The sequence below is a fragment of the Caballeronia sp. LZ029 genome (assembly GCF_031451275.1).
In the GTDB taxonomy this organism is placed as follows: domain Bacteria; phylum Pseudomonadota; class Gammaproteobacteria; order Burkholderiales; family Burkholderiaceae; genus Caballeronia; species Caballeronia jiangsuensis.
Genome location: NZ_JARUXO010000004.1, coordinates 1,627,550 through 1,654,296, shown reverse-complemented (window position 1 = coordinate 1,654,296; position 26,747 = coordinate 1,627,550). Strand labels below are relative to the sequence as shown.

Genomic DNA, 26,747 nt, shown 5'->3' with positions numbered 1-26,747 from the left:
AGCGCTTCCAGAAGAAGCGCGCACTATGCTTCAAAGAACAAACCACTCACGGAGACTCAATGTCGTTCATCATCGTGCTCGCCGCCCTGGCGTTCCTGATGCTCGCCGCTTACCGCGGCTACAGCGTCATTCTATTCGCCCCGATCGCGGCGCTCGCCGCCGTCCTCCTCACCGATCCAGCCGCCGTCGCACCCGTGTTCTCCGGCATCTTCATGGAGAAGATGGTCGGCTTCGTGAAGCTCTACTTTCCGGTGTTCCTGCTCGGCGCGGTGTTCGGCAAAGTCATCGAGTTGTCGGGTTTCTCCGAGTCGATCGTTGCCGCGGCGATTCGCTATATCGGCAAGTCGCGTGTGAATGCGGTGATCGTCGCGGTGTGCGCGCTGCTCACCTATGGCGGCGTGTCGCTGTTCGTCGTCGTGTTCGCGGTGTATCCGTTCGCGGCGGAGATGTATCGCCAGAGCAATATTCCGAAGCGCCTGATGCCGGGCGCGATCGCGCTGGGCGCGTTCTCGTTCACGATGGATTCGCTGCCGGGCACGCCGCAGATCCAGAACATCATCCCGACGACGTTCTTCAAGACGACCGGCTGGGCCGCGCCGTGGCTCGGCGTGATCGGCTCGGTGTTCATCATCGTCGTGGGCCTGACGTTCCTCGAATGGCGCCGCCGCTCGGCGATGGCCAAGGGCGAAGGCTACGGCACGTCGCTCGTGAACGAGCCGGAGCGCGTGGAATCGACGTCCCTGCCGAATCCGTTGCTCGCGATCGCGCCGCTGATTCTCGTCGGTGTCGCGAATTTCGCGCTGACCAAGTGGATTCCGACGTGGTACGGCGCGAGCTATACCGTGCCGCCGGAAGTGCTGCCGGGCGTGCACGCGCCGGTTACCACGGCGGTCAAGACCGTCGTGGCGATCTGGGCGGTCGAAGGCGCGTTGTTGATGGGTATCGTGCTCGTCCTGCTGACGGCCTTCTCGCGCGTGAAGGAGCGCTTCGCGGTGGGCACGCGGGCGGCTGTCGCGGGCGCGCTGCTCGCGGCGATGAACACGGCGTCGGAGTATGGCTTCGGCGGCGTGATCGCCGCTTTGCCGGGCTTTCTCGTGGTCAGCGATGCGCTCAAGAGCATCCCGAATCCGCTCGTCAACGCGGCCATTTCCGTGAGTTCGCTCGCGGGGATCACCGGCTCGGCGTCGGGCGGCATGAGTATCGCGCTCGCAGCGATGTCCGATACGTTCATCGCCGGCGCGCAGGCCGCGCATATTCCGCTGGAAGTGCTGCATCGGGTGGTGGCGATGGCCTCGGGCGGCATGGATACGCTGCCGCACAACGGCGCGGTCATCACGCTGCTCGCGGTGACGGGGCTGACGCACCGGGAGTCGTATCGCGATATTTTCGCGGTGACGGTCATCAAGACGCTGGCCGTGTTCTTCGTTATCGCGGTCTACTACATGACGGGAATCGTTTGACGGGTTCTCTTTGAGACCTGTGCAGACAAACGCCCCTGCGGTCGAAAAAACCGCAGGGGCAAACGACCTCAAGCCGCCTTCAGCAGCCCGTGCGGATCGATGACGAACTTGCGCGGCGCACCGCCATCGAACTTGCGATAACCATCCGGCGCTTCATCGAGCGACACCACCGTCACGTTGACGATATCCGCGATCGGCAGACGGTCCCACAGAATCGCCTGCATCAGATTGCGGTTGTACTTCATGACCGGCGTCTGCCCGGTATGGAACGAGTGCGACTTCGCCCAGCCGAGGCCGAAGCGGATGCTCAGGCTGCCCTTCCTCGCGGCGGCATCGACGGCGCCCGGATCGTCGGTCACGTAGAGACCCGGAATGCCGATCGCGCCCGCCGCCTTCGTGATTTCCATCAGCGAATTGAGCACGGTCGCGGGCGCTTCGTGGCCGCTGTCGCTGCCGTGGCCGTGCGCCTCGAAGCCCACGCAATCGACCGCGCAGTCCACTTCCGGCTTGCCGAGTATCTGCTCGATCTGCTCGCCGAGCGTCGCGTCGTTCGACAGATTGATCGTCTCGAAGCCCATCGCGCGCGCGTGCGCGAGACGCTCCTCGTTCATGTCGCCGACGATCGTGCACGCCGCGCCCAGGATGCGCGCCGATGCGGCCGCCGCCATCCCGACAGGACCCGCGCCCGCGATATACACCGTCGAGCCCGGTCCGACGCCCGCCATCACGGCGCCGTGATAGCCCGTCGGAAGAATGTCGGAGAGGCAGGTGAGATCGCGAATCTTCGACATCGCCTGCGCCTTGTCGGGAAACTTCAGCAGATTGAAGTCCGCGTACGGGACCATCACGTATTCCGCCTGTCCGCCGATCCAGCCGCCCATATCGACATAACCGTACGCGCCGCCCGCCCGCGACGGATTCACGTTCAGGCACACGCCCGTGTGCTGCGCCTTGCAAGTCGGACAGCGGCCGCACGCGACATTGAACGGCACCGAAACGAGATCGCCGACCGATAGCGTTTCGACGTCGCGCCCGACTTCGATGACCTCGCCCGTGATCTCGTGACCGAGCACGAGGCCGACCTGCGCGGTCGTGCGCCCGCGCACCATGTGCTGGTCCGAGCCGCAGATATTGGTGCTGACTACTTTCAGAATGACGCCGTGACCGATGTCGCGGCCGCGTGGATCGACCATTTTCGGATAGTCGATGGATTGCACTTCGACCTTGCCCTGCCCCAGATAAACGACGCCGCGATTGCTGCTCATTGATCGTCTCCATGTTTCGTGGACGGCACGCGCGATAAGTCCGCCGCACTTCATCGGGTCATCGCGCCCGTGCAACGAGGGTAGCGCTCTCGCACAGCCGCGACTGTCACTCAATGCGACGCGCGTTTGACTGAAACCGACATCGCGCCCCGAAAGCCTTTCGACCCGGTTTTTATTGATTGACCGTTCAAAATAAAAAAACTAGTATCGGCGCAAATCATCCGTTACAGAACCGCCATGCCCAAGCTCGGAATGCGCGAAATCCGCCGCGCGCAACTCATCGACGCCACGCTGCACACCATCGATCAATCCGGACTCGCGGGCGCGACGCTCGCCTCGGTCGCGCAGCGCGCGAGCACATCGACGGGCATCGTCAGTCACTATTTCGGCGACAAGGACGGCCTGCTCGAAGCCACGATGCGTCATGTGCTGCGCTCGCTGTGGCAGGGCACGTCGCGCCGGCGCAAGGCCGCGAAGCCCGATCCGCGCTCGAAGCTGCGCGCGGTCGTCGCGGCGAACTTCGATGTCGAACAGGTGAACGGACCGGTCATGAAAACCTGGCTCGCGTTCTGGTCGGAAAGCATGCACAAGCCGGAATTGCGGCGGCTGCAACGCGTGAACACGCGGCGCCTGAACTCGAACCTGTGTGCGGATTTCGCGCGAGCATTGACGAAGCCGGCCGCACGCCGCGCCGCAAGCGGTCTCGCCGCGCTGATCGACGGCCTGTGGCTGCGCGGCGCGCTCGCGGGCGAACCATTCGATACGAAGGGCGCGCTGCGACTCGCCTACGACTACATCGACCTCGTGCTGGAAGCGCGCGGCTGATCACCCACATTCAAGCAAAGGAGCGCGACATGTCCGCATTCGGAGAGCAACGGCTTTATATCGGCGGCGAATACGTCGATGCGACGAGCGGCGAAATCTTCGACACGCTCGATCCCACGACGGGCGAAACGCTCGCGCGCGTGCAGCAGGCATCGGAGGCGGACATTGATCGCGCGGTGCGATCGGCGCGTGAAGGCCAGCGCGAATGGGCCGCGATGACCGCGATGCAGCGCTCGCGCATCCTGCGCCGCGCGGTCGAGCTGCTTCGCGCGCGCAACGACGAACTCGCCGCGATCGAGACGCGCGATACCGGCAAGCCGATCGCGGAGACGCGCGCCGTCGATATCGTCACGGGCGCGGATGTCATCGAGTATTACGCGGGCCTCGCGACGGCCATCGAAGGCGAGCAGATTCCGCTGCGGGAAACGTCGTTCGTCTATACGCGGCGCGAACCGCTCGGCGTGTGCGCGGGCATCGGCGCGTGGAATTACCCGATTCAGATCGCATGCTGGAAGTCCGCGCCTGCGCTCGCCGCGGGCAACGCGATGATCTTCAAGCCGAGCGAAGTCACGCCGTTGACCGCGCTGAAGCTCGCGGAGATCTACACCGACGCGGGCGTGCCCGCGGGCGTCTTCAATGTCGTGCAGGGCGATGGCCGCGTCGGTGCGATGCTCGCCGAACATGCCGGCATCGAGAAGATTTCGTTCACGGGCGGCGTCGAGACGGGCAAGAAGGTGATGGCGCGCGCAGGCGGCTCGACGCTCAAGGAAGTGACGATGGAGCTCGGCGGCAAGTCGCCGCTCATCGTCTTCGACGATGCGAATCTCGAACGCGCCGCCGATATCGCGATGAGCGCGAACTTCTTCAGCTCGGGACAGGTGTGCACGAACGGCACGCGCGTGTTCGTGGAACGCGGCGTCATCGACAGGTTCGAAGCGCTGGTTCTGGAGCGCGTGAAGCGCATTCGCATCGGCGCGCCCGATGATCCGCATACCAACTTCGGGCCGCTCGTGAGCGCGGCGCAATTGCAGAAGGTGCTCGGCTTCATCGATAGCGGCAAGCGCGAAGGCGCGCGTCTCGTCGCGGGCGGCGCGCGCATGACCGATGGCGCGTTTGCTCGCGGCCAGTATGTCGAGCCGACCGTGTTCGCCGATTGTCGCGACGACATGCGCATCGTGCGGGAGGAAATCTTCGGCCCCGTGATGAGCATTCTTGCATTCGATGACGAAGACGAAGTCATCGCGCGCGCCAACGATACGGACTACGGTCTTGCGGCTGGCATCGTGACGGAGAACCTGTCGCGTGCGCATCGCGTGATTCATCGGCTCGAAGCGGGGATTTGCTGGATCAATACGTGGGGCGAATCGCCGGCGGAAATGCCCGTGGGCGGCTACAAGCAATCGGGCATCGGTCGCGAGAACGGCATCGTCACGTTGCATGCCTATACGCGCATCAAGTCCGTGCAGGTCGAACTCGGCCCCTATCAGCCCGTGTTTTAAGGAGTATTTGCGATGAGCGCGAACGAATACGACTACATCATCGTCGGCGCGGGATCGGCGGGCAACGTGCTCGCGTCGCGTCTCACCGAAGACGAGGACGTAACCGTGCTGCTGCTCGAAGCGGGCGGGCCGGACTATCGCTTCGACTTCCGCACGCAAATGCCTGCGGCGCTGGCTTATCCGCTGCAGGGGCGGCGCTACAACTGGGCGTATGAAACCGAGCCCGAACCGCATATGAACAACCGTCGGATGGAATGCGGACGCGGCAAGGGGCTGGGCGGATCGTCGCTCATTAATGGCATGTGCTATATCCGCGGCAATGCGCTCGACTACGACAACTGGGCGTCGATGCCGGGGCTCGATGACTGGAGTTACCTCGACTGCCTGCCGTATTTCCGGAAGGCGGAGACACGCGATATCGGCCCGAATGCGTATCACGGCGGCGATGGCCCCGTGCATGTGACGACGAGCAAGCCCGGCAATAATCCGCTGTTCGCCGCGATGGTCGAGGCCGGCGTGCAGGCGGGTTATCCGCGCACTGAAGATCTGAACGGTTATCAGCAGGAAGGCTTCGGCCCGATGGATCGCACCGTGACCGCGAACGGACGGCGTGCGAGTACGGCGCGCGGGTATCTGGATCGCGCGAAACATCGCGGCAATCTCACGATCGTCACGCATGCAACGACTGACCGCGTGCTGTTTTCGGGCAAGCGTGCGATCGGCGTCGCGTATCTGCATGGCGGACAGCGCGTCACGGCGCATGTGCGACGCGAGGTGCTCGTGTGCAGCGGCGCGATCGCTTCGCCGCAGTTGCTGCAACGTTCGGGCGTCGGGCGTGCGGACTGGCTGAAGGAACTGGAGATTCCGGTGGTGCACGATCTGCCGGGTGTCGGTGAGAACTTACAGGATCACCTGGAGATGTACATGCAATACGAATGCAAGGAGCCTGTGTCCTTGTATCCGGCGTTGCAGTGGTGGAATCAGCCGGGGATCGGGCTCGAGTGGATGCTGAACGGTACGGGCATCGGCGCGAGCAATCAGTTCGAAGCGGGCGGCTTCATCCGTACGCGCGACGATGATCTCTGGCCCAACATCCAGTATCACTTTCTGCCGGTGGCGATCAACTACAACGGATCGAATCCGATCAGGACGCACGGGTTCCAGGCGCATGTCGGATCGATGCGCTCGCCGAGTCGCGGACACGTGAAGCTCAAGTCACGCGATCCGAATGCGCATCCCGCCATCCTTTTCAACTACATGGCCGATCCGCTCGACTGGCGCGAGTTCCGCGACGCGATCCGCATCACGCGGGAGATCATGCGTCAGCCTGCGCTTGGGCGTTATCGCGGTCGCGAGCTTCATCCTTCCGACGATCTGAAGAGCGACGCGGAACTCGATGCGTTCGTGCGAGCGAAGGCGGAGACGGCTTTTCATCCTTCGTGTTCGTGCAAGATGGGTTATGACGATATGGCCGTCGTCGATGGGGAAGGACGCGTGCATGGGATGGAAGGACTGCGCGTCGTCGATGCTTCGATCATGCCGCAGATCACGACGGGGAATCTCAATGCGCCGACGATCATGTTGGCGGAGAAGATTGCGGATCGGGTTCGAGGGAGGGAGGCGTTGGAGCGGGTCGATACGCCGTATTTCGTGGCGAATGGGAAACGGGCTAGGGTGCGAAGGGAGGTGGTCGAGGTTGTTCGGGGGGAGATTGGGGAAGTAAGGGGGTGAGGGGAAAGCTCCGCTTGGGCGCAGGAGCCCGATGTCGATTTGCGCGCCGGGGTTGATTGCAGGTCTATCTCCGCGTACGCGGAGGAACCGGTGGATGGTGGCCCCTCATCGTGCGTGAGCCGGTCTATCTCCGCGCACGCGGAGGAACCCCCAGCGCCATCGTGGCGCCCATCACCATCATGGGTCTAACTCCGCACACGCCGAGGAACCGGTCCCGAGTTATCGAGCTGATAACCACTCTGAGGTCTATCTCCGCGTACCCGGAGAAACCCCTTGCGACCCGCCATACGCCGCAACACCCGCGGGTCTATCTCCGCGCACGCGGAGGAACCTCGACGCGGCGGAAAATCGGCGCCGCGTAGTCCGGTCTATCTTCACGTACGCGGAGGAGCCGGTTGAAACGTCGACAGCTGCGTGAGTCCTTGCGGTCTATCTCCGCGCACGCGGAGGAACCAGCTTGTCGAACTTCAAGTCCTTGTAAGCCGCGGGTCTATCTCCGCGCACGCGGAGGAACCTACTCTTCGGGCAGCGATTTCACGTTCTTGTTGGGTCTATCTCTGCGCACGTGGAGCAACCCATCGTGAACAGGCGGCCGTCACGCATCATTGGGGTCTATCTCCGCGCACGCGGAGGAACCCCCGGCACGATCTCGACCAAATACAAACCACTGGGTCTATCTCCGCGCACGCGGAGGAACCCACATCATGCGGGACGTTCAGATAAGCCGAGGCGGTCTATCTCCGCGCACGCGGAGGAACCCCTCCCCCATAACCACATGAACAGAAAGGCAAATCCCCCATTCCGACCCAATCTCAAAACCCAAATTTTCAAAGAACAAATCGCGCCTCTACCCCACCATCAAGCGCCGCACGATATACATCCCATCGACATCGACCAGCGCTCGCGGCGGCGCGCCGAGCTGCGCGGTCCCGATGCCGCCCACTGCATCCAGATCCCGCCACGCCATCACGACACTGCCTCGCGGTTCATGCCCATGCCAATCGGCAAGCACGGACCAGGTCCTTTCGCGCACGCCCTTGTTCATGCGCGGCGCGACATACACCCCCGCCGACACCTCCAGCATCACCGACGCGAGAAAGCCGCGAAACCGGTCCGCGACATCACGCGTCACTACCACGACCAGCGCCATCGCTTTCCTCCGGCTTCTCGTCCAGACGCAACACCTGCTTCACGCGATCGATCATCGCCGGGATAACCGCCCTCTTGCGAAACACGCGCGCCGCCTCACGCCGCACCGGCCGGTCAACAGTCTGATCGCTCCGCCCGGGTTTCCTTCACGGCGGCGAGCGCGATCGAAAGCGTGATGTCATCGCGAAAGAGGTCGGCGATATCGAGCACGAGCGCCTGCCCCGAATCCTCGTGGATGAACCCGAGCTGCGGTATCGCAGCGAGCGCCTGCACGGCGATGACGGCCGCCGCCTGCACTGCCGTCGCAGCATGATTGATCGCCTGATCGACGTAGTGCCCGCTCGAGAAATGCAGACATCCGTCGATCACGTTCAACTCGCCACGCTCGAGCCACACGAGACCGTGACGATCCACATGCGGAACGCGCGACGTATCGAGTCCGAGACGCCCCTTCAGCACGGGTTCATCGCGCAACTCATGGCGATATCGACGCGGGCTTGAGCAGCAGCATCCCAAACCCGAACGCGCGATGACGCCCGACGCCGCGCATGAGCAATCGTGCGAACGCCTCCGTATCCTCGACGCGCAGGTGCCCGCTGAACGTGGCATCCGGACCGATGATCGTGCGTGCCTTGCGGCCTCGGTCGCCCTGCCCGCCCGGCTGTGTCCGGCGCAGAACCGGCGTGAGCTGAAAGCGCGTCATACGAGCTTCGATCAATTTCGCGGCGCCGGTGGTCCCGAACTGCTCGGCAAGCCATCGTGCATAGACTGCCTCGCGCGTGAGGTCCTTCTCATCTTCCGCGCGCGCTTCGTCTTCACGATACGCATCGCGCTCGGTCCCGTGCTCGCGATCCTCCGTCTTGTAGCGGCGCATGGGCCGCACGCGAACCTCGAAGCCGAGCACACGGCCCGCGTTCCATCGCAGCGGGAACGCACGCACGCCAAGGCCCGGACTGCGCGGACCTGCGTCGAGACCCAACGCGTCGGCCAGATCGGGCGCCGCGCACAACGCAGCCGCATCGTGCAGTTCTTCGGCCGAACTTCGCGTGTAGGCTAGGAGGCCCGCACGCGCATCGCGATAGTAAAAGGGTTTCGGCACCCGCTCACCGAACACGCGATGGAGCGCCGCATGCAATGCATAACCGAGATCGCCGCCCGCCGGCAGCCAGCCTTGCCGGGATGCCCACAGCACGAGCTTGCGCGAATCAGGTTGACAGTGCATCAGGTTGAAGGCGGTCATGCGGATCGCTCCGGCGAGTTCGATGCTTGGCCGCGGCCTTCGAGCACGCGCCGCCATCCGCCATGAACGCCGGTTCGCCAGTTGCGTTCATCGCAGACATCACGCCATTGCGAATGCGCCAGCGTCCCTTCGCCTTCGGGCCACTGAAAGCGGAAATCGGGCAGTTCGGGCGCGGGCGCCTGTTGGAGCGCGCCGAGCACGTCATCGGCATTGATCATGTCGATGAACACACGCGTCGTCGGCAGACAAGGCTTGCGACCGATGAAGAGCGGACGCTTCGGTCGATCCAGCGCGAGCGCGACGTCATCGAGCGTCGGTTGCTCGTTGGCCGGTTCGAGCCGAATGGCGACGAGCGCGTCGAGATCCGCGTGATACTCGCGATGGCGCAAGTGCGGGCTCTTGTACGAGTCCTCACCGCCCTGACGCGTCTCGGGCTCGCGATGCGTCGTCCATGCCTCGTCGCGCCTGTTGAGCTGCGCCGTCTGAAAGTCGACGAGCCGCGTGCCGCCGGCATCGAGCCGCGTGCCCATCACGATGCGCGCCTGCAAGCGGTCGTGCAACGCGAAGTCGCCGCGACCGTAACCGAGCGCATTGGCAATCAGGCCGGTCACCATCGATAAGGCCGGAAAGTCGCGAATCACGCCGTAGCTGTCGATCGTTTCGCCGCCGAACGCCACGAGCGGTGCGCGCAGGCGCATCAGCAAATGTCGGGACATTTCACGCTCCTTCGACGATGCGATTCTGAACCCACTTGCCGAGTTGATCGAGTGTGAGGCGTTGGGCCTTCGGCATTGGCGTCTCATCATCGAGCGCGAGATACCGTCGATCCAGCGGCGCGCCGTACGCTGCGTCGTGCTTTTCGATTTCGCGCGCGAGTTGCCGGATCGCCTGCTCGCGGATATTCGCGCCCTTCAGCTTCAGCGCCGTTTCGAACGCGCCCGCGAGACTGCGCGGCTGCCAGTCGCCCGTTTCGACGAGCATCAGGCTCGCGTGACCAAACGGCGCGGTAGAACCGCGCTTCGCGCCGGGACTGACGGTCGCGATCAGATGCAGCAGACTGTTGACGACCTGTCCCGCCAGTTCGCGTCGTTCGGGATGCGCATCGAAGCACTCGGCCATGCCGATGCCTTCGAGATTCGCCACCAGTTGCGGCACGTCCACGACGACATAGCCATAGTAGAGACCCGACGCGAGTTCAGTGTCGAAGATGCCTGCCGAGCCGCGTTCGCCAGATTCGCTCAAGAGATCGTCGACGACGGTGAAATAGTCGTTCTCCACCTGCGCTTCGTGGACGGTGAACGCGTGCGCGACATACACGGCGGCATCGCGCGATGCGAGCACATCCGATGTGACCATGCGACCGAAAAGCGCCGCCTCGAGCCCACTGCCGTGCTTGAGCGCTTCGATGTTCGACTTTTCGTCCTTGAGAAATCCCGCCACTGCGGAGGTCAGCGCAGCTTCGTCCTGACACTCTCGCGCCAGCGTCGCGCAGCGCTGCACGAGATAGTCGATTTCCGCCTTGCCGAGCAAAACGGCCTGCCCGGTTTCCAACGCATCCTTTCCTTTGAGCTTTTTTCCGCCTTTGTCGAGCAGGCCTGCATCGCGCAAGGCTTCGGCTGCGGTCTGAGCGAGGACCTCCGGCACGTTCTGCTTGATCAGTTCATCACGGATCATCGTGAGCGTGATGCGCGAGCGAACGGCCATCGGCACGCCGAGCCTCGCGAGCGCATGATGATCGTCCGCCGTGCGCCAGTGCCGCTTGAGACATTGCGACGAAATACGCGTGCGGATGGCATCGCCCATCGGGAGACGTTTGGCAAGGCCCGCGTCGTCACGATTGAGAAGCGCGGCGGAATAGCTTTGCAGCGTGTGGATCTGGATGAAGCGCGGTTGAGTCATGTTTGGTCCTTCTGTTCCTATTGAGGAGTAGGCGTATTTCCGTGCGCGGGCGGTCGTGGCTTTTGCGCGCTTTCGGGTTTGGCGTTCGTGTAGTCTTGGACAAACCTGATGCGCGATGCTTCTGCCCAGCGCTTACCCCTGGCATGTTCCGCGCCTTCGTTGAGGACGAACGTGCCCAGTTCGGCCCAGTTCGGCTCGACCTTTCTACTTTGCATCAAGCGAAGGACACGTTGCAGGAGCGGGAAGAACGCGTCGCCACGCGCGTTGAAAAGCCGGTTGACGCGCGCATCGGACACACCCGCGCGCCTCAACTGGAATCCGAATCGCGAGTTCGGCTTTTCCTCACCTTTCCTCGCGATGTGATGGCCCGTCAGGGCGATGCCGTTCACGATCACCGCCCATCGCTTCCAGCCCTCGACGCTCAATTGCTCGCAATCCACTTTCGCGCGTCGCAAAGCCCGTGTGAGGGCCGCAATCTGCTGCACGGTCAGCGATTCGGCATCCGGGATGAGACGCTTGAGCGCAACATGGTCGGCCTTCAGCGCGCCTTCGCCTTGTCTGCCGGCTTCGATGAAATGGGCGAGTGCTTGCGCCTGACTGCTCGAGACGCGCCATGTGCGCGGCGCGACGTCTTCAATTTGAGACATTTGAAACCTCTTCGAACGATTCGGATCGTGCGGCTCTGCGCGCTTCATCGCGCTGTTTCAACACGCGAGCGATTCGGGGCGGCGCCTTCGCGGAACGCAGGCCACCGTGAAAGCGCGAAAGCGCCGCGCCTCGTGCGCGATGAATGCGTTCCGCGCTGCGCGGTCCCGCGATGAATGCTTGCTCCAGTACGGCGTCAGCACGATCGGCGAGCGCGCAGAGCCATTGGTCGTGTTCGACGATTCTGTCGTCGGCTTCGATTTCCTTGCTGAGATCGTCGAAGAAGCGCCGGTCTTCTTCTTGCTCGAACGCCTTGGCAAATCGGTTGGCCTTGTTCTTGGTATCGTCGCTCACGCTCTGATCACCATTGCCCAGGAGCGCGCACAAGGCGCTCCACAGCGTCTTGCGGACATCGCTGATTTCTTCGATGCGCTCTTTCGCCGCCGTGGCTATCTCATCGCGATTTCGTCGCAGCATTAAGTCGCGCATCTTCTTCGTGATGGGAATGCGCCTTTCGTGATAGCCCTCGGTCTTCCCCTGACCGCGCGCAATACCTTGAGCGAGGATGAACAAGCCTTCGTTTCCGTCGTCGTCCGACAGCTCGTTCGCGATGGTCGGCGTGAATTTGCTTTCCGAAAACGCGAGTGTGCTCGCGAGCGTATAGTCGAAGCCTTTCGCCGTGATCGACAGCGCCTTGCCCTCTGCCGTGTTGATCGGCGTCCAGGCATCGCCCGTATTGCCGCAACGCTCCTTCGCGGCGATGCGCACAACCTTGCTGGTCGTGGCGATCGCGCCGAGCGTTTCACCTTGCGCCTGCAAGCGCACGCGCCGGCACACTTCGATATAGAAGGGATCGAGTTCGGTGAAGGAAAGGCTGCTCGCGCCATCCCAGGGCCGAAGCCATACGAGTGCTATGCCGCCTTTGCCCTTTAGTTCGAAGTGCGTTATGAGTTCGTCGCGGTTGCGGAGCAGAACTTGCACGTCACGCGCCCAGCGCCTCCCCCAGCGCCCGGCCGGCACCACGCCGCACGCCGGACGACTGGAGAAACCGCCGTTCATCCGCGAAATGCCGTAGTTGCCCGCACCGAGAAAACCCTCTTGCGTCTGCAAGCTGACGAGCGCGTAGATCCAGTCCTCGGCTTGTGCACGAATCATGCGTTGGGCCTTGAGATCGTGATTCCTCGATGTCACCAGCATATCGAGCGCATCGGGCGTCGGAATCCGCTTGTTCCACTTACGCGACGCCCCACGCTCGCACGGCGCCTGCAAAAAGGCGGGACGATCGTCCGGCGCGACAAGCGAGAACGCCGCGCCGTCGCTATCTTCGGGCGTCAATGCAAGCAGCGCTGCGCGCCATTCGTCGGCGCTTTCGAAAGGCGTCTCACGCCTCGCCGCATGAAGCGCGATCGCCGCAAGGTGCACGAGAAGCGCATGCCACGGATGACGCTGATGTGGACGCAATGCGGGAAAATCGCACACTTCGTCATCGTTGAAGGCGACCAGCAGTTCCGGCAATGTCGCCTGCCGTTCCTGTCGATTGCCGGTGCGGTAGCGAATCAGCGCGTGATCGAGCAAGCTGAATTGGATGTGCATGAAAGGCTCTAGATCTTCTCGATACCGAATCGGCTATATGAGTAACGAGCCGCGCCCAGCCCAAATTCGAAACCGCCGTCAAAGCGAACGATCGAAGACGGCTTCGCGTCTGCGTCGAGCCCACGAGGCAGCATGTGATGCCGGATGGCGATCTGATGCACGTCCGTGCCGAATGGCCCGCGCTCCGGCGGGTCGAACTGGACGAGACGGTCGGCCGCGCCGAGACGCGTCGCGACGCGCTCTTCGCCGTCCGGGAAGGCGAGTTTGTCGAATCGCATGTCATACGGAAGCGCATGGTCTCGCGCGATAGTTCGTTCCGCGCTCTTGCCGCCCTCGAGTTGTTGCGCCAGTTGCTCCCACGATTCGCCGAGTTCCTGCTGTATCGCGCGCAAGCATTCGGGATGGGTCGCGCGTTCCACCAGCAAGCGGTTTTCACGCGGAATCTCGCGGCTCGGTTGCGCGCGGATCAGGCGACGCGTCGCTTCGATCATGCGCAAGTCGGGATAGACGCCGCCACCGTCTTTCAGCCGCCCGAGGCCGTTACGCGGCTTCTCGAGACAGGCTTCGAGTGAACCGCTCTCGGGTATCAGTACCCATGCGCGCGCTTGCTCAAAACCCTCGGGCCGCTCGTGCTTCTCGCGCTTGTGACGATGCAAACGGCCGATGCGCTGCAACAGCACGTCCATCGGACAGATATCCGTGATGAGCATGTCCGCGTCGATATCGAGGCTTTGCTCGAGCGTCTGCGTGCCGACGACGATGCACGCCTGCATCATCTCGCGCACTTTGCCGACGCGTTCTTCGAGGCGCGCATCGAGAAGCGGCCTGTCCTGCCGGCTGAAGCGGCTATGATGCAGAGTTGGGATGCCATCGAGATCGAACAGCCATGCGCGATCGCCGGATGCGTCGACCAATGCTTCCACCGCCTTTTGCGTCGCGATCGCGGCTGGCACGGTGTTGCGGACGGTCAATACGCGCGCGCCTTGTTTCGCGGCGTCGAATGCCAGGCGAGCGATGCGCTCGTGGTCATCGATTGCGCTGAGGGTTTGCCAGTGGACCGTCTTGGGCTTGCCCGAGTTCGGCAATGCTTGAACGGTTGCACCATCCGTGAGCGCGGGATACGGCGATCCTACGGCCGCTTCGATGGCGGGCACCGCGACTTCCCCGCCTCCGCTTGCGATGCCCTGAAACCGCGCGCGCTGACTCGAACCGAGCGTGGCGGACAAAAGCAGCGCATGGCCGCCCGTCGTGTGATGCGCTTTCACGAGTTGTTCCAACACCTGCGACATATAGGCGTCGGACGCGTGTACTTCGTCTACGACCAGCAAGGACCGGCAAAGCGTCGCATGTCGCAGATGCGCATGGCGCACTTTCAGCGCCGCGAGCAATGCCTGATCGATCGTGCCTACGGCTATGGTCGCCGCGAGAAAGCGTTTCGGCGACTCGGCGGCCCATCGCTGGTGCGCCATCGCATCGTCGGGCAGATCGGCCCACAACACCTGAAAGTCCGGCAAGGCGGCTTCCTTCACATTGCCATCCGCACTTTCATAGCCCGGCAGCGCACGCACGACGACCGGCGCGTTCGTTGGCCAGAGACGCGCAACGAACTCGCGGACACGCTCATAAACCTGCGCGGCGGCCACGCGAGTGGGCAGCGCGAAATACAGGGAATCGACCTTGCCGGCCTCGAACAGCTTCGCGAAGCGCCACAGCGCGGCTTCCGTCTTGCCGCTGCCGGTTTCCGATTCGAGTATGAGAAGCGGGCCGAGCCCTTCCTCTCCGAGCGCGCTTTGAGACGCGTGCGGCGTCGTTATTCCGAAAGCGGACTGGAAAGAGAATCCTTCACGAATCAACTGTGCGCGAAGCGCTGAGGTTTCTAGTCCTATCGTGTCAACCGCCTTCGCAGCCCGATCGCGCGCGTCTTCCAGCGTTCGCGCGGCGCCCGGCGAGCTATATTCAAAGAAGGACAGGTGCGAGCCAAGCCAGTCGGCCAACTGCACAAGACCCGCGAACAGATGAACAAATGCAGGCCTGGACGGCAGCGGCTCGCCGTCGGGATTGAACGCGAGTGGAAAATGCCGACGCAAGGCATCGCCGATTTCCTTCAGCGCGTTCGCAGGACTGTAGCGTTCGCGACCGGCGGCATCACACACGGGCTGCCATATCAGCGGATCGACTCTCGATGGCTCCTGGACGGGACGACCGTGGTGGCCCAGGCTCGCAAGCAACAGTTCTTTGACGCCACCGCCCCAGTCCCATATCGCTTCCATGCGCAGCCCTGAAAGCAGTGCTTCGCCGCAGCCGAACGCGTAGAGGGCCTCGGCACCGTGTCCCGTCTTTTGCGGCCATTCGCGCGGCGCGGGACCTTTCCATCGTTTTGCCTGAAAGCCGCTGTTGGCTTTTCCGAAGTCGTGCAGATAGGCAAGCGCGGCGAGGCGCTCGAAATCCTGCTCGCTCAATGCTCGATCAGCGGCGGCACTCAGGGCAGCGTGAATGCGGCCGCCCTGCGCGATCGCCATGAAGCATGCCGCGACGTCCAGCATGTGATCGCACAGCGGATGAAAGGGCGAGCGCTCGTCGCCGTCTCGTGGTCGCTTGCCCCAAGCAGCGAAAACATCGATCTTGTTGGCTTCTGATTGCATGCGCTGTCAGATCGGTTGCACTTGCCTCGTGTGGAGAAATTCAGGCAGCGATCTTTTATTTTGGATACCTATTTTTTACGCGAATGCCCTGCGCGCTTCCATGCGAATCCGCTGAATTCCAGTACCGGTACCTATGTTTGACAGCGGTAGGGCGGCTCGACATACTCTCGCGATCGCGTGGACAATTCAGAACATCGAATTGGTCGTTTGTTCTTTTAAATCACGAAGATAGTGGGTAGAGGTTCCTCCGCGTGCGCGGAGATAGACCCAAGTTTGAGACGCGCGTCGTGGAATTTGGCCAGGTTCCTCCGCGTGCGCGAAGATAGACCTTACGTCGGCTTCCGCGAGGCTCTCAGCTGGAGGGTTCCTCCGCGTGCGCGGAGATAGACCCGCGGGACACGTGAAATCAGCGGCAAGCCCCGGGTTTCTCCGCGTGCGCGGAGATAGACCCAGCCACATCAGCATGGCGTTATTGCCGCTCGTGGGCCCTCCGCGTGCGCGGAGATAGACCCGACTGGTACGTCGACACAGACGAAGTTGAGAAGATTCCTCCGCGTGCGCGGAGATAGACCCGGGCGCAGCTTCTCTTCGAACGCGCCGAGCTCGGTTCCTCCGCGTACGCGGCGATGGTCCACCGAAAAACGCGGCCCCAGAAGGCACCGACGCGTACCTCCGCCCTCGCGGAGCCCAACCATCACCCAAACCGCGCACGCGCCGCCGCCGCGATCTGCATCAATACTTCCACGCTCAACCGCGACGCAATCACCTTCACATACTCATGATGCCGCGCTTCCAACGGCGCATCGAGATACTGCGCGTGCAGATAGCGAATCAGCGCAATCCGCCGATGCTTCAGCGCAATACTCCGATCGAGCAACGCAAGCGCAGCATCCGCGTCATGCCTCTTGCACGCACGCTCGGAAAGCTGCGCGGCAGCATCGCGCGACGCATTCATCGCACGGACGCATGTTGCGCGGAAGCGCTCAACCGCCACGCTTCGAAATCCGCACGCCGCCAGTCGAGTTCGAGCGCGAGCCGCTTCGTGCCTTCGCGAATCTTCGGCTTGTGCAGCACGAGCGTGAGCGCATCCAGCGCGGGCCATTCCTCGAACGAAAGCGCGGCGATCTCGACCGCGAGCGTCTCCAGCAAACGCGTATGCCCCTTCGTCTCGAGAAACGCACTCACGCGATTGCACCACGCTTCGTAATCGATCAGACCATCGTCCGATTCATGCGGCATGCCGCGATAGCGCAGGCTCGCATCGATGCACACAGGCTGCGGCCCTTCATGCTCATGCTCGTACAGGCCGACGCGCGTTTTCACGATCAACTCATCGACGATCACGCGCCAGCCCTGCCCACCTGCTTCGAGCGGTTCGAACGGCTTCATGAGAGCAGCGGCGCGGCGGCGTCGAGCATCATCTTCACGAAGTAATCGGCGAAGCTGCGGCGCACGATCATCTCGAAGCGATCGCCGCCGAGCGGCACGAGCGTCAAAGATGCCTTGAAATAGTGGCTCTGTGCGCACTGCCCCTCACCAAACATCTTCGGATGCAGATCCAGCGGACAGCCGCGCGAGAGCACTTCACGCGTCTTCGGACCATCGATGTCGAGCACCGTATAACCGCTGCCGATATCCACCGCCGCCGAGAACTGACCGACGAACGCGTCGCGCAACTTCGCTTCGAGCGGCGCGGGACGCGATGCGTCGTGCGCCGCATCCGAATACACGAGCCATTCATCGGGGCCGAGCCACAGCATCGTGTAGCCGTTGCCGCGCGCGATGGTGTTCGCCTTCTCGGGCGGCGTGCAGCCGATCACGTTCTGCACCGCCTTGACGAACGCAGGATCACGCGTGTCGCCACGCACGTTCACGAGTTCGAGGAACGGCCGCTCCGTCAGACGAAATGCCTTCGGCGAGCCGCTCTGATGCGATTTCATCAACGCATCGGCGCCGACGAGCGGGGACTCCTGCCACGTGCCGCTCAGACCCTGTCCGCTGATTGCGCGATCGACGACCGTCGAGGAACCTTTGATCTCATTCAACATGCTGACGTGCTCCTTCGCTGTCGTAGAACACCGAACTGGTGATTTTTGCGTTGATGCGCTTGCCGTTCGCGAGCGGAATCATGACCGATTCGCCGACCTTCTCGAGACCGCCCTTCACGACGGCCAATGCAATCGAACGCTTCAAAATAGGGCTGTAATAGCTCGACGTGACGTGGCCGAGCATCGGCGCGGTATCGCCCTGGAACGGACCCGCGACGATCTGCGCGCCTTCCGGAAGCACGAACGAAGGATCATCGGTCAAGAGGCCGACGAACTGCTTGCGCCCGGCCTTCGCGGTATCCGAACGCGTCAGCGAACGCTTGCCGATGAAGTCCTTCGACTTCGCGACCAGCCCGCCCATGCCGAGGTCGTAAGGCGTCATCGAACCGTCCGTATCCTGACCGACGATGATGTAACCCTTCTCCGCGCGCAGCACGTGCATCGTTTCCGTGCCGTACGGCGTGATGTCGAATTCAGCGCCCGCCAGCATGAGCGCTTCCCACACCGCGCGTCCGACGTTGGCCGGCACGTTCACTTCGTACGCGAGTTCGCCCGAGAAGCTGATGCGCATCACGCGCGCCGCTGCGCCCGCCACCGTGCCGTCGCGATAGCTCATGAACGGGAACGATGCGTTCGCGAAGTCGATGTCGTGGCACACCTTCTGCAGAACCTTACGGCTGTTCGGGCCGACGACCGCAAAAGTTGCCCAGTGATCCGTCACCGATGCGAGGCGCACGCGCATGTCGGGCCATTCGGTCTGCAGCCAGCGTTCGAGCCACGTCAAAACGCGCGCCGCGCCGCCGGTGGTCGTCGTCATCATGTAGTGCTGTTCGCCGAGGCGCACCGTCACGCCATCGTCGAAGATCATGCCGTTCTCGTCGAGCATCAGGCCGTAGCGGCACTTGCCGACTTCGAGCTTGCTCCACGGATTCGTGTACATCCAGTTCAAGAGCTTCGCGGAATCCGGACCTTGAATGTCGATCTTGCCGAGTGTCGATGCATCGAGAATGCCGACGCTCTGACGCACCGCGAGCGATTCGCGCGCGACCGCCGCGTGCATGTCTTCACCTGCCTTCGGGTAGTACCAGGGACGCTTCCAGTTGCCGACGTCCTCGAACATCGCGCCGTTCTCGACGTGCCATTCGTGAATCGCGGTCTTGCGCACCGGATCGAGAAACTCGCCGAGCTCGCGGCCCGCGAACGTGCCGAACGTGACAGGCGTGTAGTTCGGGCGGAACGTCGTCGTGCCGGTCTCGGGAATCGTCTTGCCGAGCGCCTGCGCGAGAATCGCCATGCCGTTGATGTTGCCGAGCTTGCCCTGATCGGTGCCGAAGCCCATCGCCGTATAGCGCTTCACGTGCTCGACGGATTCGAAGCCTTCGCGCGCCGCCAGATAGATGTCCGCCGCGGACACATCGTTCTGGAAGTCCACGAACTGCTTCGGGCCGCGCGTGGACATGTCCCGGTTGCCGACGATCCACAGCGGCAACATCGGCGCTTCCACGATTTCAGCGACCTGCACGGGATTCGGCTTCACGACGATATGACCCGCCGCACGCGCCGCTTCCGCACCAGCGTCGCCGCCGAAGCGGATGCCGCGCGCCAGCGAGAACTCGCCCGCGCATGCGCCGACGCTGCTTTCCAGTTGCATCGCCTTGCCCGGCACGAAACACGCCTTCTCGTCGTGCCAGTGCGCCTTGCCGCCCGATTGCGCGAAGAGGTGCAGCACCGGGCTCCAGCCGCCCGACATCGCGACGAGATCGCATTGCAGATCCGTCTGCTTCGGGCCGACCTCGCCCTTCGCATACGAAGCCACTTCCACCGACGCCACGCGCAGCTTGCCGCGCGCGACGGTGATCACCGCGTTGTTCAGCACGCGCACGCCGTAGCGGCGCGCCGCCGCGGGCAAGGCGCCTTTCGATTCGGCCGGACGCGGATCGACGACGGTCACTTCGGCGCCTGCCGCCTTCAGATCGAGCGCGCATTGATAGGCGTCGTCGTTGTTGGTGAAGACGACGGCCTGACGGCCCGGCAGCACCGCATAGCGATGCAGGTACGTCGACACCGCCGATGCCAGCATCACGCCCGGCAGATCGTTGTTGCCGAAGACGATGGGACGCTCGTGCGCGCCCGTCGCGAGCACCACGCGCTTCGCGCGCACCTTCCACATCAGTTCGCGCGTGCCCTTGCGCCGTGAAACGGGCAGATGGTCAGTCAGGCGCTGCGTGATCGTGACGAGGTTGTGATCCTGATAGCCGAACGCCGTGCTGCGCGAAAGAATCTTCACGTCAGGCATCTTGCGCAGTTCGGCTTCGAGCTTCTGCACCCATTGCAGCGCGGGCTTGCCGTCGATCTCCGCGCGGCACGACAAGAGCGAGCCGCCGAGTTCGCGCTGATCGTCGACGAGAATCACGCGTGCGCCCGACAGACCCGCCGCGTGCGCCGCCGCGAGACCCGAAGGGCCGCCGCCGACCACGAGCACATCGCAGTGCGCGAAGCACTTGTCGTAGCGATCGGCATCGAGATGCTTCGGCGCTTCGCCCAGACCCGCCGCATCGCGGATCACTTCTTCGTACTTCGGCCAGAACTTGCGCGGCCACATGAACGTCTTGTAGTAGAAGCCCGCAGGAATGAAGCGCGCGATCTTCTGATTGACCGCCATGCGGTCGTTCTCGATGTTCGGCTTCGCGTTCACGCTCGCGGCGACCAGACCCTGGTACAACTCGACTTCCGTCGCGCGCGCATTCGGCACCGTGTACGCGCCGGTTTCGAGCTGCACGATTGCATTCGGTTCTTCCACGCCCGCGGTGATGATCCCGCGCGGACGGTGATACTTCCAGCTCCGCGCCACGAAGCGCTCGCCGTTCGCGAGCAACGCGGACGCGAGCGTATCGCCTTCGAAGCCGTGATACGTCTTGCCGTTGAACGTGAAGGTCACGGGGATCGCGCGATTGATGCGCCCGCCCATGCCGAGTCGGTCTTTCTGGCTCATTTCGACGTGCCTCCGTTGTCTTGCATCACAGCCAGCGGACGGTCGAACGTCTCGTAGCCCTGGATTTCATAACTCACCGTATCGCGCTGCGCCTTGAACCAGCGCCGGCAGCCCTGCGCGTGCATCCATTGCTCGCGATGCACGCCGCGCGGATTCTTGCGCATGAAGAGGTAGTCGCCCCATTCCTTGTCGGTGAGCTTTTCCGTGTCGAGCGGACGCGCGATATCCGCTTCGCCGCCGCAGGAGAATTCGGTTTCGGCGCGCGGCCCGCACCAGGGGCATTCGATCAGCAACATGTTTCTTTTCCTCGATGCGGTTAGTGAGCCACGGCAGCCGCGCCGTGTTCGTCGATGAGATGACCGGTATAGAAGCGATCCAGCGAGAACGGCGCATTCAACGCATGCGGCTCGTCCTTCGCGATCGTGTGCGCATAGGCCCAGCCCGAGCCCGGCGTCGCCTTGAAGCCGCCCGTGCCCCAGCCGCAATTGAAGTACAGTCCCTTCACGTCGGTCTTGGAGATGATCGGGCACGCATCCGGCGAGACATCGACAATGCCGCCCCACTGGCGATTCATGCGCACGCGCGAGAACACCGGGAACATCTCGACGATCGCTTCGAGCGTGCCTTCGATGATGTGGAAACTGCCACGCTGCCCGTAACCCGCGTACTGGTCGACGCCCGCGCCGATCACGAGATCGCCCTTGTCGGACTGGCTGATGTACGCGTGCACCGCGTTCGACATGATCACAGTGTTCACGACCGGCTTGATCGGCTCGGAAACGAGCGCCTGAAGCGGATGACTCTCGATCGGCAGACGCACGCCGGCCATGTCGGCGAGCGTCGTCGTGCTGCCGGCCGTGACGACCGCGACCTTCTTCGCCTTGATGAAGCCCTTCGTCGTATCGACGCCCGTCACCTGGCTTCCATCGCGGCGAATGCCGACGACCTGGCAGTTCTGAATGATGTCGACGCCCGCGCGGTCCGCGCCGCGCGCGAAGCCCCAGGCCACCGCATCGTGACGCGCGACGCCGCCGCGACGCTGAATCGATGCGCCCAGCACCGGATAGCGGCTGTTGAGGTTGATCGTCGGCTCGATTTCCTTGATCTGCTGCGGCGTGAGGAACTCGGCATCGACGCCGTTAAGGCGGTTAGCGTTCACGCGGCGTTCCGTATCGCGCACGTCCTGCAGCGTGTGCGCGAGGTTCATCACGCCGCGCTGCGAGAACATCACGTTGTAGTTGAGGTCTTGCGAGAGGCCTTCCCACAGCTTCATCGCTTTCTCGTACAGCGCGGCCGATTCGTCCCACAGATAGTTCGAGCGCACGATGGTCGTGTTGCGCGCGGTATTACCGCCGCCGATCCATCCCTTCTCGAGAATCGCGACGTTCGTGATGCCGTGCTCTTTCGCGAGGTAATACGCGGTCGCGAGACCATGACCGCCGCCGCCGACGATCACCACGTCGTACTCGCGCTTCGGCTCGGGACTTCGCCACTGGCGCTCCCAGTTCTCGTGATACGACATGCCGTTGCGCAAGAGGCTGAAGATGGAATAGCGGCTCATGGTGTTTCTCTTCCTTCGTGGGGTCCTGAATTCAGCATTCGATGACGTTGACGGCGAGGCCACCGCGCGACGTCTCCTTGTATTTCGTCTTCATGTCGGCGCCGGTTTCGCGCATCGTCTTGATGACCGAGTCGAGCGACACGTAGTGCGTGCCGTCGCCCTTCATCGCCATGCGCGCGGCGTTGATCGCCTTGATCGCGCCCATCGCGTTGCGCTCGATGCACGGAATCTGCACCAGGCCGCCGACGGGATCGCAGGTCATGCCGAGGTTATGTTCCATGCCGATTTCCGCGGCGTTTTCCACTTGCGCGGGCGTGCCGTTCATTACGGCGGCGAGCGCGGCCGCGGCCATCGAGCACGCGACGCCGACTTCGCCCTGACAGCCGACTTCCGCGCCGGAGATCGAAGCCGTTTCCTTGTAGATGATGCCGATGGCGGCCGCGGTGAGCAGGAAGCGCACGATGCCGTCGTCGTTCGAGCCGTGCATGAACTTCACGTAGTAGTGCAGCACGGCGGGAATCACGCCGGCCGCGCCATTGGTCGGCGCGGTGACGACGCGGCCGCCCGCCGCGTTTTCTTCGTTGACGGCCATCGCATAGAGATTGACCCAGTCGAGCATCGACAACGGATCGCGCAGCGATTCTTCCGAACGCGAACGCAGCGAAGCGGAGAGATCGGCTGCGCGGCGCTTCACATGCATCGGGCCGGGCAATTCGCCGCGCTCCTTGCAGCCACGCTCGACGCACGCGGCCATCACGCGCCACACGGCGAGCAGACCTTCGCGCACTTCGGCTTCGGTGCGATTCGCGCATTCGTTCTGCATCGTCACTTCGGCGATAGACAGACCTGTCTCCCGGCACACGCGCATCAGATCGTCGCCGGTGCGAAACGGATGCGGCACCGTGTTGGCCGCGCGCAGACCGTTCACGCGATCGCCTTCGCGATTCACGACGAAGCCGCCGCCGACCGAGTAATACTCCTTCTCGACGAGCAACTGGCCGTTCTCGTCGAACGCCTGAAAGCGCATGCCGTTCGGATGCACGATGCTCGACCCCGGCGCGCCCGGCATCAGCTTGCGATAGAAGCCGATGTGCTCGCGCTCTTCGAACACGACTTCATGCCTGCCGAGCAGCTTCAGGCGCTTCGTCGCGCGGATCTCGGCGAGGCGCGGCGCGATCATGTCGGGATCGATGAGGTCGGGCAGATTGCCTTCGAGACCGAGCAGCACGGCCTTGTCGGTGCCGTGGCCCTTGCCGGTCGCACCGAGCGAGCCGAACAGCTCGGCGCGCACACGGGTGACGAAGGCGAGCAGATTGGCGTCCTCGATATGCGACGCGAAACGGCACGCCGCGATCATCGGCCCGACGGTATGCGAGCTTGACGGTCCGATGCCGATCTTGAACAGATCGAAGACGCTGACATTCATGGGTTTGTCCCTGGTTGGCGTTGCGCACGAGCGCGACCGTGGTTTCGGTATGGCGCTCATTGCACCAAACCCTGAAGAGACCCGATAGAACAAAAGCGCCATCGAAATGGGACCGCGGCGTCAGGGCTCGATTCACCGTGCGCCGGGCGATGTTTTCGCGAAGATTTCCAGCGCGTTCGCTGCTTCGCGACACCTATCAATGCCGATCGCGATAACAGAGCATTTCGCATCCGGCGCGTTTTTGCGCATCTTCGTTGCACTTTCCGCTTTTTTGAGACTGATCCGAATCGTCGCGCGGACGCTCATCGGTATATTCCCCAAGTTCCCGGATGAGCCGCGCCAGCCGGCTTCACTCCACGTTCCGCCTTCTCTCGCTTCTCTGATTTGCATCGATGGAAACTCACGCCTTACCCGACCAGTTCTTCAAATCCTGGGTTCTCGCATTCGTCGTCGGCGTGGCCGTCGTCGGCACGCTCGAGGCACTCGATCTCCTTGCCGTCGATCGCGTGCTCACGCGTGAGGCGCCCGTCTGGGCCGCGCTGATGCTGCTCTGCTCGATCGATCCCGTGCTGCGCTACTTCGGCGTGTTGAAGGCCGAAGTCGAGCAGCGCTGGGGCGATTACACGATCGCGAGCGTGCTCGGCCGCTCGACCGGCGCGCTCGTCGGCAGCGCCTTTGCGTGGGGGTTCGCCGTGCTCGGCGGCTGAAGCGCCTCCCGCTTTTCTCCGCTCGCAATCACGCGGCCGCCGTCTCACGACGCCGGCCGCGTTCTCTTTCTGACACGCGCCCGAGGCTCGCGGGCGAGTGTTATGCTCGCTGGATAACGTCCAGCCGCATGTCTCCCGCATGAATGCCGCAGAGCCTCTTCCGCCGTCTTCCATCGACGGTCAATCGAAATCGCGTATCCGCTTCGGCATCATCCTGTTGCCGAACTTCACGCTGACCGCGTTCGCCGGTTTCGTCGATCTGTTGCGCCTGTCCGCCGACGAAGGCGATTTCAGCCGCCCGGTGCGCTGCTCATGGAGCGTGATCGGCGAAACGCTCGCGCCGGTGCGCGCAAGCTGCGGCATTCAGATCACGCCGTGGGAAACCTACGATCAGGCCGAGCCGTTCGATTACGTCGTGGTGGTCGGCGGCCTGCTGCATTCCGGCCCCGCCACCAGCGACGCGACGCTGCAGTTCATCCGCCGCGCGGCCTCCGCGAACGCGACGATGGTCGGCATGTGCACCGGCGTGTTTTCGCTGATGCGCGCGGGCGTGCTCGAAGGGCATCGCATCTGCGTGAGCTGGTTTCACTACTGGGACTTCATCGAGCGATTCCCGCACGCCGACGAGAAATCGCTCGTCGCGGACCGCCTGTTCGTGATCGACAGAAGGCGCATCACGTGTTCGGGCGGGCGTGCATCGATCGATGTCGCCGCCGCCATTCTCCTGCGTCACTTCGAAACGGCGACGGTGCAAAAGGCCCTGCGCATCCTGCTCGTCGATGACATGCAGAAGGGCAATGCGCCGCAGCCGCATCCGCCGGGTCTCGCGCCCGCGACGCATCCGAAGGTGAAACGTGCGATCCTGCTGATGGAGCAGCACGTCGGGCGCTCGCTCACGCTCGATGAGCTCGCGCACAAGCTGGATCTGTCGACGCGGCAACTCGAGCGCCTCTTCAAGGCGGAGACGGGTAAAGCGCCGCAGGCGTATGCGAAGCAGGTGCGGCTGCGCACGGCCGCGTGGCTTCTGACGAGCTCGGACAAAACGGTGGCGGATATCGCATCGAGCTGCGGCTTCTCCGATGCATCGCATCTCGGCCGCGAATTCCGCAAGCAATTCGGCCTGCCGCCGATGATGTATCGCGAGCAGGGCGGCGCACCGGATGCGCTGGAAGCCGCTCAGGCAATGGACTACGACGAGACTTTCCCGGGCCGCGCCCAGGCGATCTAGCAGGATCTGTTCACGTTTTCCGCGGCTCATCAATCCAAGGAGGAACGGCATGGAGACTCACGGATATTCGCAGGAAGAATGGAAGGTGCGGTGCGATCTGGCGGCGCTCTATCGCGTGATCGGGCACTTCCGCTGGACCGACATGATCTTCACGCACATCAGCGCGCGCGTGCCGGGAGGGGATCATCACTTCCTGATCAACCGCTATGGCGTGCTGTTCGACGAGATGCGCGCATCGGATCTGGTGCGCATCGACAGCGAGGGGCGTCCGGTGGAAGCGCGCGCGAGCGATGGTCCGGAGCGCTATCGCGTGAATCCGGCGGGCTTCACGATCCATTCAGCCGTTCATATGGCGCGTCCCGATGTGTTTTGCGTCGTGCATACGCATACGGCGGCGGGCGCGGCGGTGTCGGCGCAGAAGCAGGGCCTGCTGCCGATCAGCCAGCACGCGTTGAAGTACTACGGGCACCTCGCGTATCACGATTACGAAGGGATCGCGCTGGATCTCGCGGAGCGGGATCGGCTCGTCAACGATCTCGGATCGCATAACGCGATGATCCTGAAAAATCACGGCTTGCTGACCTGCGGAAAGTCGATTCCGGAGGCGTTTCAGGAGATGTATTTTCTTGAACGGGCCTGCGAGATTCAGATTCGCGCGCTCGCGGGCAATGCGGAACTGAATCTGCCGTCGCAGAAGGTTTGCGAGGTGACGGCGGAGCAATATCGGCGCGACGAGTCCGATGGCATCATGGCGCTGCAATGGGAAGCGGCGTTGAGGATGATCGAAGGCGCGAAGCCCGACTACCGGAGCTGACGCGCCTTCTTCGCATCACTGCG

At 63.3% G+C, this 26,747-nt stretch carries 24 protein-coding genes and 1 CRISPR repeat array; of the genes, 7 read left to right on the top strand and 17 right to left on the bottom strand.

Annotated elements, in window-relative coordinates:
- Window positions 1-59: 59 nt before the first annotated feature.
- Window positions 60-1,460, top strand: coding sequence for a GntP family permease (locus QCE73_RS33515; RefSeq protein WP_035502627.1), 1,401 nt, complete (start codon window positions 60-62; stop codon window positions 1,458-1,460).
- 68 nt (window positions 1,461-1,528) lie between these two features.
- Here the strand turns inward: QCE73_RS33515 and fdhA are convergent, their stop codons facing one another.
- A complete protein-coding gene (gene fdhA / locus QCE73_RS33510) occupies window positions 1,529-2,725 on the bottom strand; it encodes a formaldehyde dehydrogenase, glutathione-independent (RefSeq protein WP_035502631.1) in 1,197 nt (398 codons plus the stop codon).
- A 237-nt stretch (window positions 2,726-2,962) separates the two neighbouring features.
- Here fdhA and betI point away from each other — a divergent pair, with 237 nt between their 5' ends.
- The 3 genes from betI to betA are packed head-to-tail and all read left to right on the top strand — an operon-like array spanning window position 2,963 to window position 6,780.
- Window positions 2,963-3,550: a transcriptional regulator BetI gene (gene betI / locus QCE73_RS33505; RefSeq protein WP_035502635.1), complete on the top strand. Its 588-nt coding sequence runs from the start codon at window positions 2,963-2,965 to the stop codon at window positions 3,548-3,550.
- 29 nt (window positions 3,551-3,579) lie between these two features.
- Window positions 3,580-5,049, top strand: a complete 1,470-nt coding sequence (gene betB / locus QCE73_RS33500; protein ID WP_309885237.1) for a betaine-aldehyde dehydrogenase — start codon at window positions 3,580-3,582, stop codon at window positions 5,047-5,049.
- A gap of 12 nt (window positions 5,050-5,061) precedes the next feature.
- On the top strand, window positions 5,062-6,780 hold the full coding sequence (gene betA / locus QCE73_RS33495; RefSeq protein WP_309885236.1) for a choline dehydrogenase: 1,719 nt from the start codon (window positions 5,062-5,064) through the stop codon (window positions 6,778-6,780).
- Between the two features lie 847 nt (window positions 6,781-7,627).
- Here the strand turns inward: betA and cas2e are convergent.
- From cas2e to QCE73_RS33415, 16 genes are all read right to left on the bottom strand, one after another.
- The gene (gene cas2e / locus QCE73_RS33490) at window positions 7,628-7,930 is read right to left on the bottom strand and encodes a type I-E CRISPR-associated endoribonuclease Cas2e (protein ID WP_309885235.1); all 303 of its coding nucleotides are present in this window, start codon (window positions 7,928-7,930) and stop codon (window positions 7,628-7,630) included.
- A 113-nt stretch (window positions 7,931-8,043) separates the two neighbouring features.
- Window positions 8,044-8,403 carry a hypothetical protein gene (locus tag QCE73_RS33485; RefSeq protein WP_309885234.1) on the bottom strand — a complete coding sequence of 120 codons (360 nt, stop codon included), beginning with the start codon at window positions 8,401-8,403 and terminating at the stop codon, window positions 8,044-8,046.
- Between the two features lies 1 nt (window position 8,404).
- Window positions 8,405-9,169, bottom strand: a complete 765-nt coding sequence (gene cas6e / locus QCE73_RS33480; protein ID WP_309885233.1) for a type I-E CRISPR-associated protein Cas6/Cse3/CasE — start codon at window positions 9,167-9,169, stop codon at window positions 8,405-8,407.
- Window positions 9,166-9,885 (bottom strand): type I-E CRISPR-associated protein Cas5/CasD, encoded by a 720-nt coding sequence (gene cas5e / locus QCE73_RS33475; protein WP_309885232.1) that lies wholly within the window; start codon window positions 9,883-9,885, stop codon window positions 9,166-9,168. The genes cas6e and cas5e overlap by 4 nt, the downstream gene beginning before the upstream one ends.
- Before the next feature lies 1 nt (window position 9,886).
- A complete protein-coding gene (cas7e, locus tag QCE73_RS33470) occupies window positions 9,887-11,068 on the bottom strand; it encodes a type I-E CRISPR-associated protein Cas7/Cse4/CasC (protein ID WP_309885231.1) in 1,182 nt (393 codons plus the stop codon).
- Between the two features lie 17 nt (window positions 11,069-11,085).
- Window positions 11,086-11,715, bottom strand: a complete 630-nt coding sequence (casB, locus tag QCE73_RS33465; RefSeq protein WP_309885230.1) for a type I-E CRISPR-associated protein Cse2/CasB — start codon at window positions 11,713-11,715, stop codon at window positions 11,086-11,088.
- A complete protein-coding gene (casA, locus tag QCE73_RS33460) occupies window positions 11,702-13,306 on the bottom strand; it encodes a type I-E CRISPR-associated protein Cse1/CasA (RefSeq protein ID WP_309885229.1) in 1,605 nt (534 codons plus the stop codon). Before casA ends, casB begins: the two co-directional genes overlap by 14 nt.
- 8 nt (window positions 13,307-13,314) lie before the next feature.
- Window positions 13,315-15,948: a CRISPR-associated helicase Cas3' gene (cas3, locus tag QCE73_RS33455; RefSeq protein WP_309885228.1), complete on the bottom strand. Its 2,634-nt coding sequence runs from the start codon at window positions 15,946-15,948 to the stop codon at window positions 13,315-13,317.
- A 245-nt stretch (window positions 15,949-16,193) separates the two neighbouring features.
- A CRISPR array of direct repeats spans window positions 16,194-16,521; the repeat unit is 24 nt; unit sequence CTCCGCGTGCGCGGAGATAGACCC.
- Window positions 16,522-16,642: 121 nt separating this feature from the next.
- On the bottom strand, window positions 16,643-16,903 hold the full coding sequence (locus tag QCE73_RS33450) for a hypothetical protein (RefSeq protein ID WP_309885227.1): 261 nt from the start codon (window positions 16,901-16,903) through the stop codon (window positions 16,643-16,645).
- Entirely contained in the window at window positions 16,900-17,337 is a 438-nt protein-coding gene (locus QCE73_RS33445; protein WP_035502650.1) for a dihydroneopterin aldolase, read from the bottom strand. The genes QCE73_RS33450 and QCE73_RS33445 overlap by 4 nt, the downstream gene beginning before the upstream one ends.
- A complete protein-coding gene (locus QCE73_RS33440) occupies window positions 17,334-17,996 on the bottom strand; it encodes a sarcosine oxidase subunit gamma (protein WP_309885226.1) in 663 nt (220 codons plus the stop codon). Before QCE73_RS33440 ends, QCE73_RS33445 begins: the two co-directional genes overlap by 4 nt.
- Window positions 17,986-20,988, bottom strand: a complete 3,003-nt coding sequence (locus QCE73_RS33435; RefSeq protein WP_309885225.1) for a sarcosine oxidase subunit alpha family protein — start codon at window positions 20,986-20,988, stop codon at window positions 17,986-17,988. The genes QCE73_RS33440 and QCE73_RS33435 overlap by 11 nt, the downstream gene beginning before the upstream one ends.
- Window positions 20,985-21,284 (bottom strand): sarcosine oxidase subunit delta, encoded by a 300-nt coding sequence (locus QCE73_RS33430; RefSeq protein WP_035502661.1) that lies wholly within the window; start codon window positions 21,282-21,284, stop codon window positions 20,985-20,987. Before QCE73_RS33430 ends, QCE73_RS33435 begins: the two co-directional genes overlap by 4 nt.
- A gap of 20 nt (window positions 21,285-21,304) precedes the next feature.
- On the bottom strand, window positions 21,305-22,549 hold the full coding sequence (locus QCE73_RS33425; RefSeq protein ID WP_035502665.1) for a sarcosine oxidase subunit beta family protein: 1,245 nt from the start codon (window positions 22,547-22,549) through the stop codon (window positions 21,305-21,307).
- Window positions 22,550-22,580: 31 nt separating this feature from the next.
- Window positions 22,581-23,975: an L-serine ammonia-lyase gene (locus QCE73_RS33420; protein ID WP_309885224.1), complete on the bottom strand. Its 1,395-nt coding sequence runs from the start codon at window positions 23,973-23,975 to the stop codon at window positions 22,581-22,583.
- Between the two features lie 132 nt (window positions 23,976-24,107).
- The gene (locus QCE73_RS33415) at window positions 24,108-24,281 is read right to left on the bottom strand and encodes a hypothetical protein (protein ID WP_309885223.1); all 174 of its coding nucleotides are present in this window, start codon (window positions 24,279-24,281) and stop codon (window positions 24,108-24,110) included.
- Window positions 24,282-24,367: 86 nt separating this feature from the next.
- On the opposite strand from QCE73_RS33415, the gene QCE73_RS33410 reads away from it, so the two are divergent.
- The 3 genes from QCE73_RS33410 to QCE73_RS33400 all read left to right on the top strand — a co-directional run bounded on the left by QCE73_RS33410 (window position 24,368) and on the right by QCE73_RS33400 (window position 26,724).
- Window positions 24,368-24,682, top strand: coding sequence for a hypothetical protein (locus QCE73_RS33410; RefSeq protein WP_309885222.1), 315 nt, complete (start codon window positions 24,368-24,370; stop codon window positions 24,680-24,682).
- Between the two features lie 139 nt (window positions 24,683-24,821).
- Window positions 24,822-25,910 carry a GlxA family transcriptional regulator gene (locus QCE73_RS33405; protein ID WP_309885221.1) on the top strand — a complete coding sequence of 363 codons (1,089 nt, stop codon included), beginning with the start codon at window positions 24,822-24,824 and terminating at the stop codon, window positions 25,908-25,910.
- Between the two features lie 49 nt (window positions 25,911-25,959).
- Complete coding sequence (locus QCE73_RS33400) at window positions 25,960-26,724, top strand: class II aldolase/adducin family protein (protein ID WP_309885220.1); 765 nt, start codon at window positions 25,960-25,962, stop codon at window positions 26,722-26,724.
- Window positions 26,725-26,747 lie beyond the last annotated feature (23 nt).

Excerpts from the sequence above, each read along its gene's own strand:
- QCE73_RS33450 (WP_309885227.1), bottom strand. The coding sequence starts at position 16,903 with ATGAATGCGTCGCGCGATGCTGCCGCGCAGCTTTCCGAGCGTGCGTGC.
- QCE73_RS33425 (WP_035502665.1), bottom strand. The coding sequence starts at position 22,549 with ATGAGCCGCTATTCCATCTTCAGCCTCTTGCGCAACGGCATGTCGTAT.
- fdhA (WP_035502631.1), bottom strand. The coding sequence starts at position 2,725 with ATGAGCAGCAATCGCGGCGTCGTTTATCTGGGGCAGGGCAAGGTCGAA.
- QCE73_RS33435 (WP_309885225.1), bottom strand. The coding sequence starts at position 20,988 with ATGAGCCAGAAAGACCGACTCGGCATGGGCGGGCGCATCAATCGCGCG.
- cas2e (WP_309885235.1), bottom strand. The coding sequence starts at position 7,930 with ATGGCGCTGGTCGTGGTAGTGACGCGTGATGTCGCGGACCGGTTTCGC.
- cas7e (WP_309885231.1), bottom strand. The coding sequence starts at position 11,068 with ATGACTCAACCGCGCTTCATCCAGATCCACACGCTGCAAAGCTATTCC.
- betI (WP_035502635.1), top strand. The coding sequence starts at position 2,963 with ATGCCCAAGCTCGGAATGCGCGAAATCCGCCGCGCGCAACTCATCGAC.
- cas3 (WP_309885228.1), bottom strand. The coding sequence starts at position 15,948 with ATGCAATCAGAAGCCAACAAGATCGATGTTTTCGCTGCTTGGGGCAAG.
- cas6e (WP_309885233.1), bottom strand. The coding sequence starts at position 9,169 with ATGACCGCCTTCAACCTGATGCACTGTCAACCTGATTCGCGCAAGCTC.
- casA (WP_309885229.1), bottom strand. The coding sequence starts at position 13,306 with ATGCACATCCAATTCAGCTTGCTCGATCACGCGCTGATTCGCTACCGC.
- betB (WP_309885237.1), top strand. The coding sequence starts at position 3,580 with ATGTCCGCATTCGGAGAGCAACGGCTTTATATCGGCGGCGAATACGTC.
- QCE73_RS33405 (WP_309885221.1), top strand. The coding sequence starts at position 24,822 with ATGAATGCCGCAGAGCCTCTTCCGCCGTCTTCCATCGACGGTCAATCG.
- QCE73_RS33400 (WP_309885220.1), top strand. The coding sequence starts at position 25,960 with ATGGAGACTCACGGATATTCGCAGGAAGAATGGAAGGTGCGGTGCGAT.
- casB (WP_309885230.1), bottom strand. The coding sequence starts at position 11,715 with ATGTCTCAAATTGAAGACGTCGCGCCGCGCACATGGCGCGTCTCGAGC.
- QCE73_RS33440 (WP_309885226.1), bottom strand. The coding sequence starts at position 17,996 with ATGTTGAATGAGATCAAAGGTTCCTCGACGGTCGTCGATCGCGCAATC.
- QCE73_RS33420 (WP_309885224.1), bottom strand. The coding sequence starts at position 23,975 with ATGAATGTCAGCGTCTTCGATCTGTTCAAGATCGGCATCGGACCGTCA.
- QCE73_RS33415 (WP_309885223.1), bottom strand. The coding sequence starts at position 24,281 with ATGAGCGTCCGCGCGACGATTCGGATCAGTCTCAAAAAAGCGGAAAGT.
- QCE73_RS33430 (WP_035502661.1), bottom strand. The coding sequence starts at position 21,284 with ATGTTGCTGATCGAATGCCCCTGGTGCGGGCCGCGCGCCGAAACCGAA.
- QCE73_RS33410 (WP_309885222.1), top strand. The coding sequence starts at position 24,368 with ATGGAAACTCACGCCTTACCCGACCAGTTCTTCAAATCCTGGGTTCTC.
- betA (WP_309885236.1), top strand. The coding sequence starts at position 5,062 with ATGAGCGCGAACGAATACGACTACATCATCGTCGGCGCGGGATCGGCG.
- QCE73_RS33515 (WP_035502627.1), top strand. The coding sequence starts at position 60 with ATGTCGTTCATCATCGTGCTCGCCGCCCTGGCGTTCCTGATGCTCGCC.
- cas5e (WP_309885232.1), bottom strand. The coding sequence starts at position 9,885 with ATGTCCCGACATTTGCTGATGCGCCTGCGCGCACCGCTCGTGGCGTTC.
- QCE73_RS33445 (WP_035502650.1), bottom strand. The coding sequence starts at position 17,337 with ATGAAGCCGTTCGAACCGCTCGAAGCAGGTGGGCAGGGCTGGCGCGTG.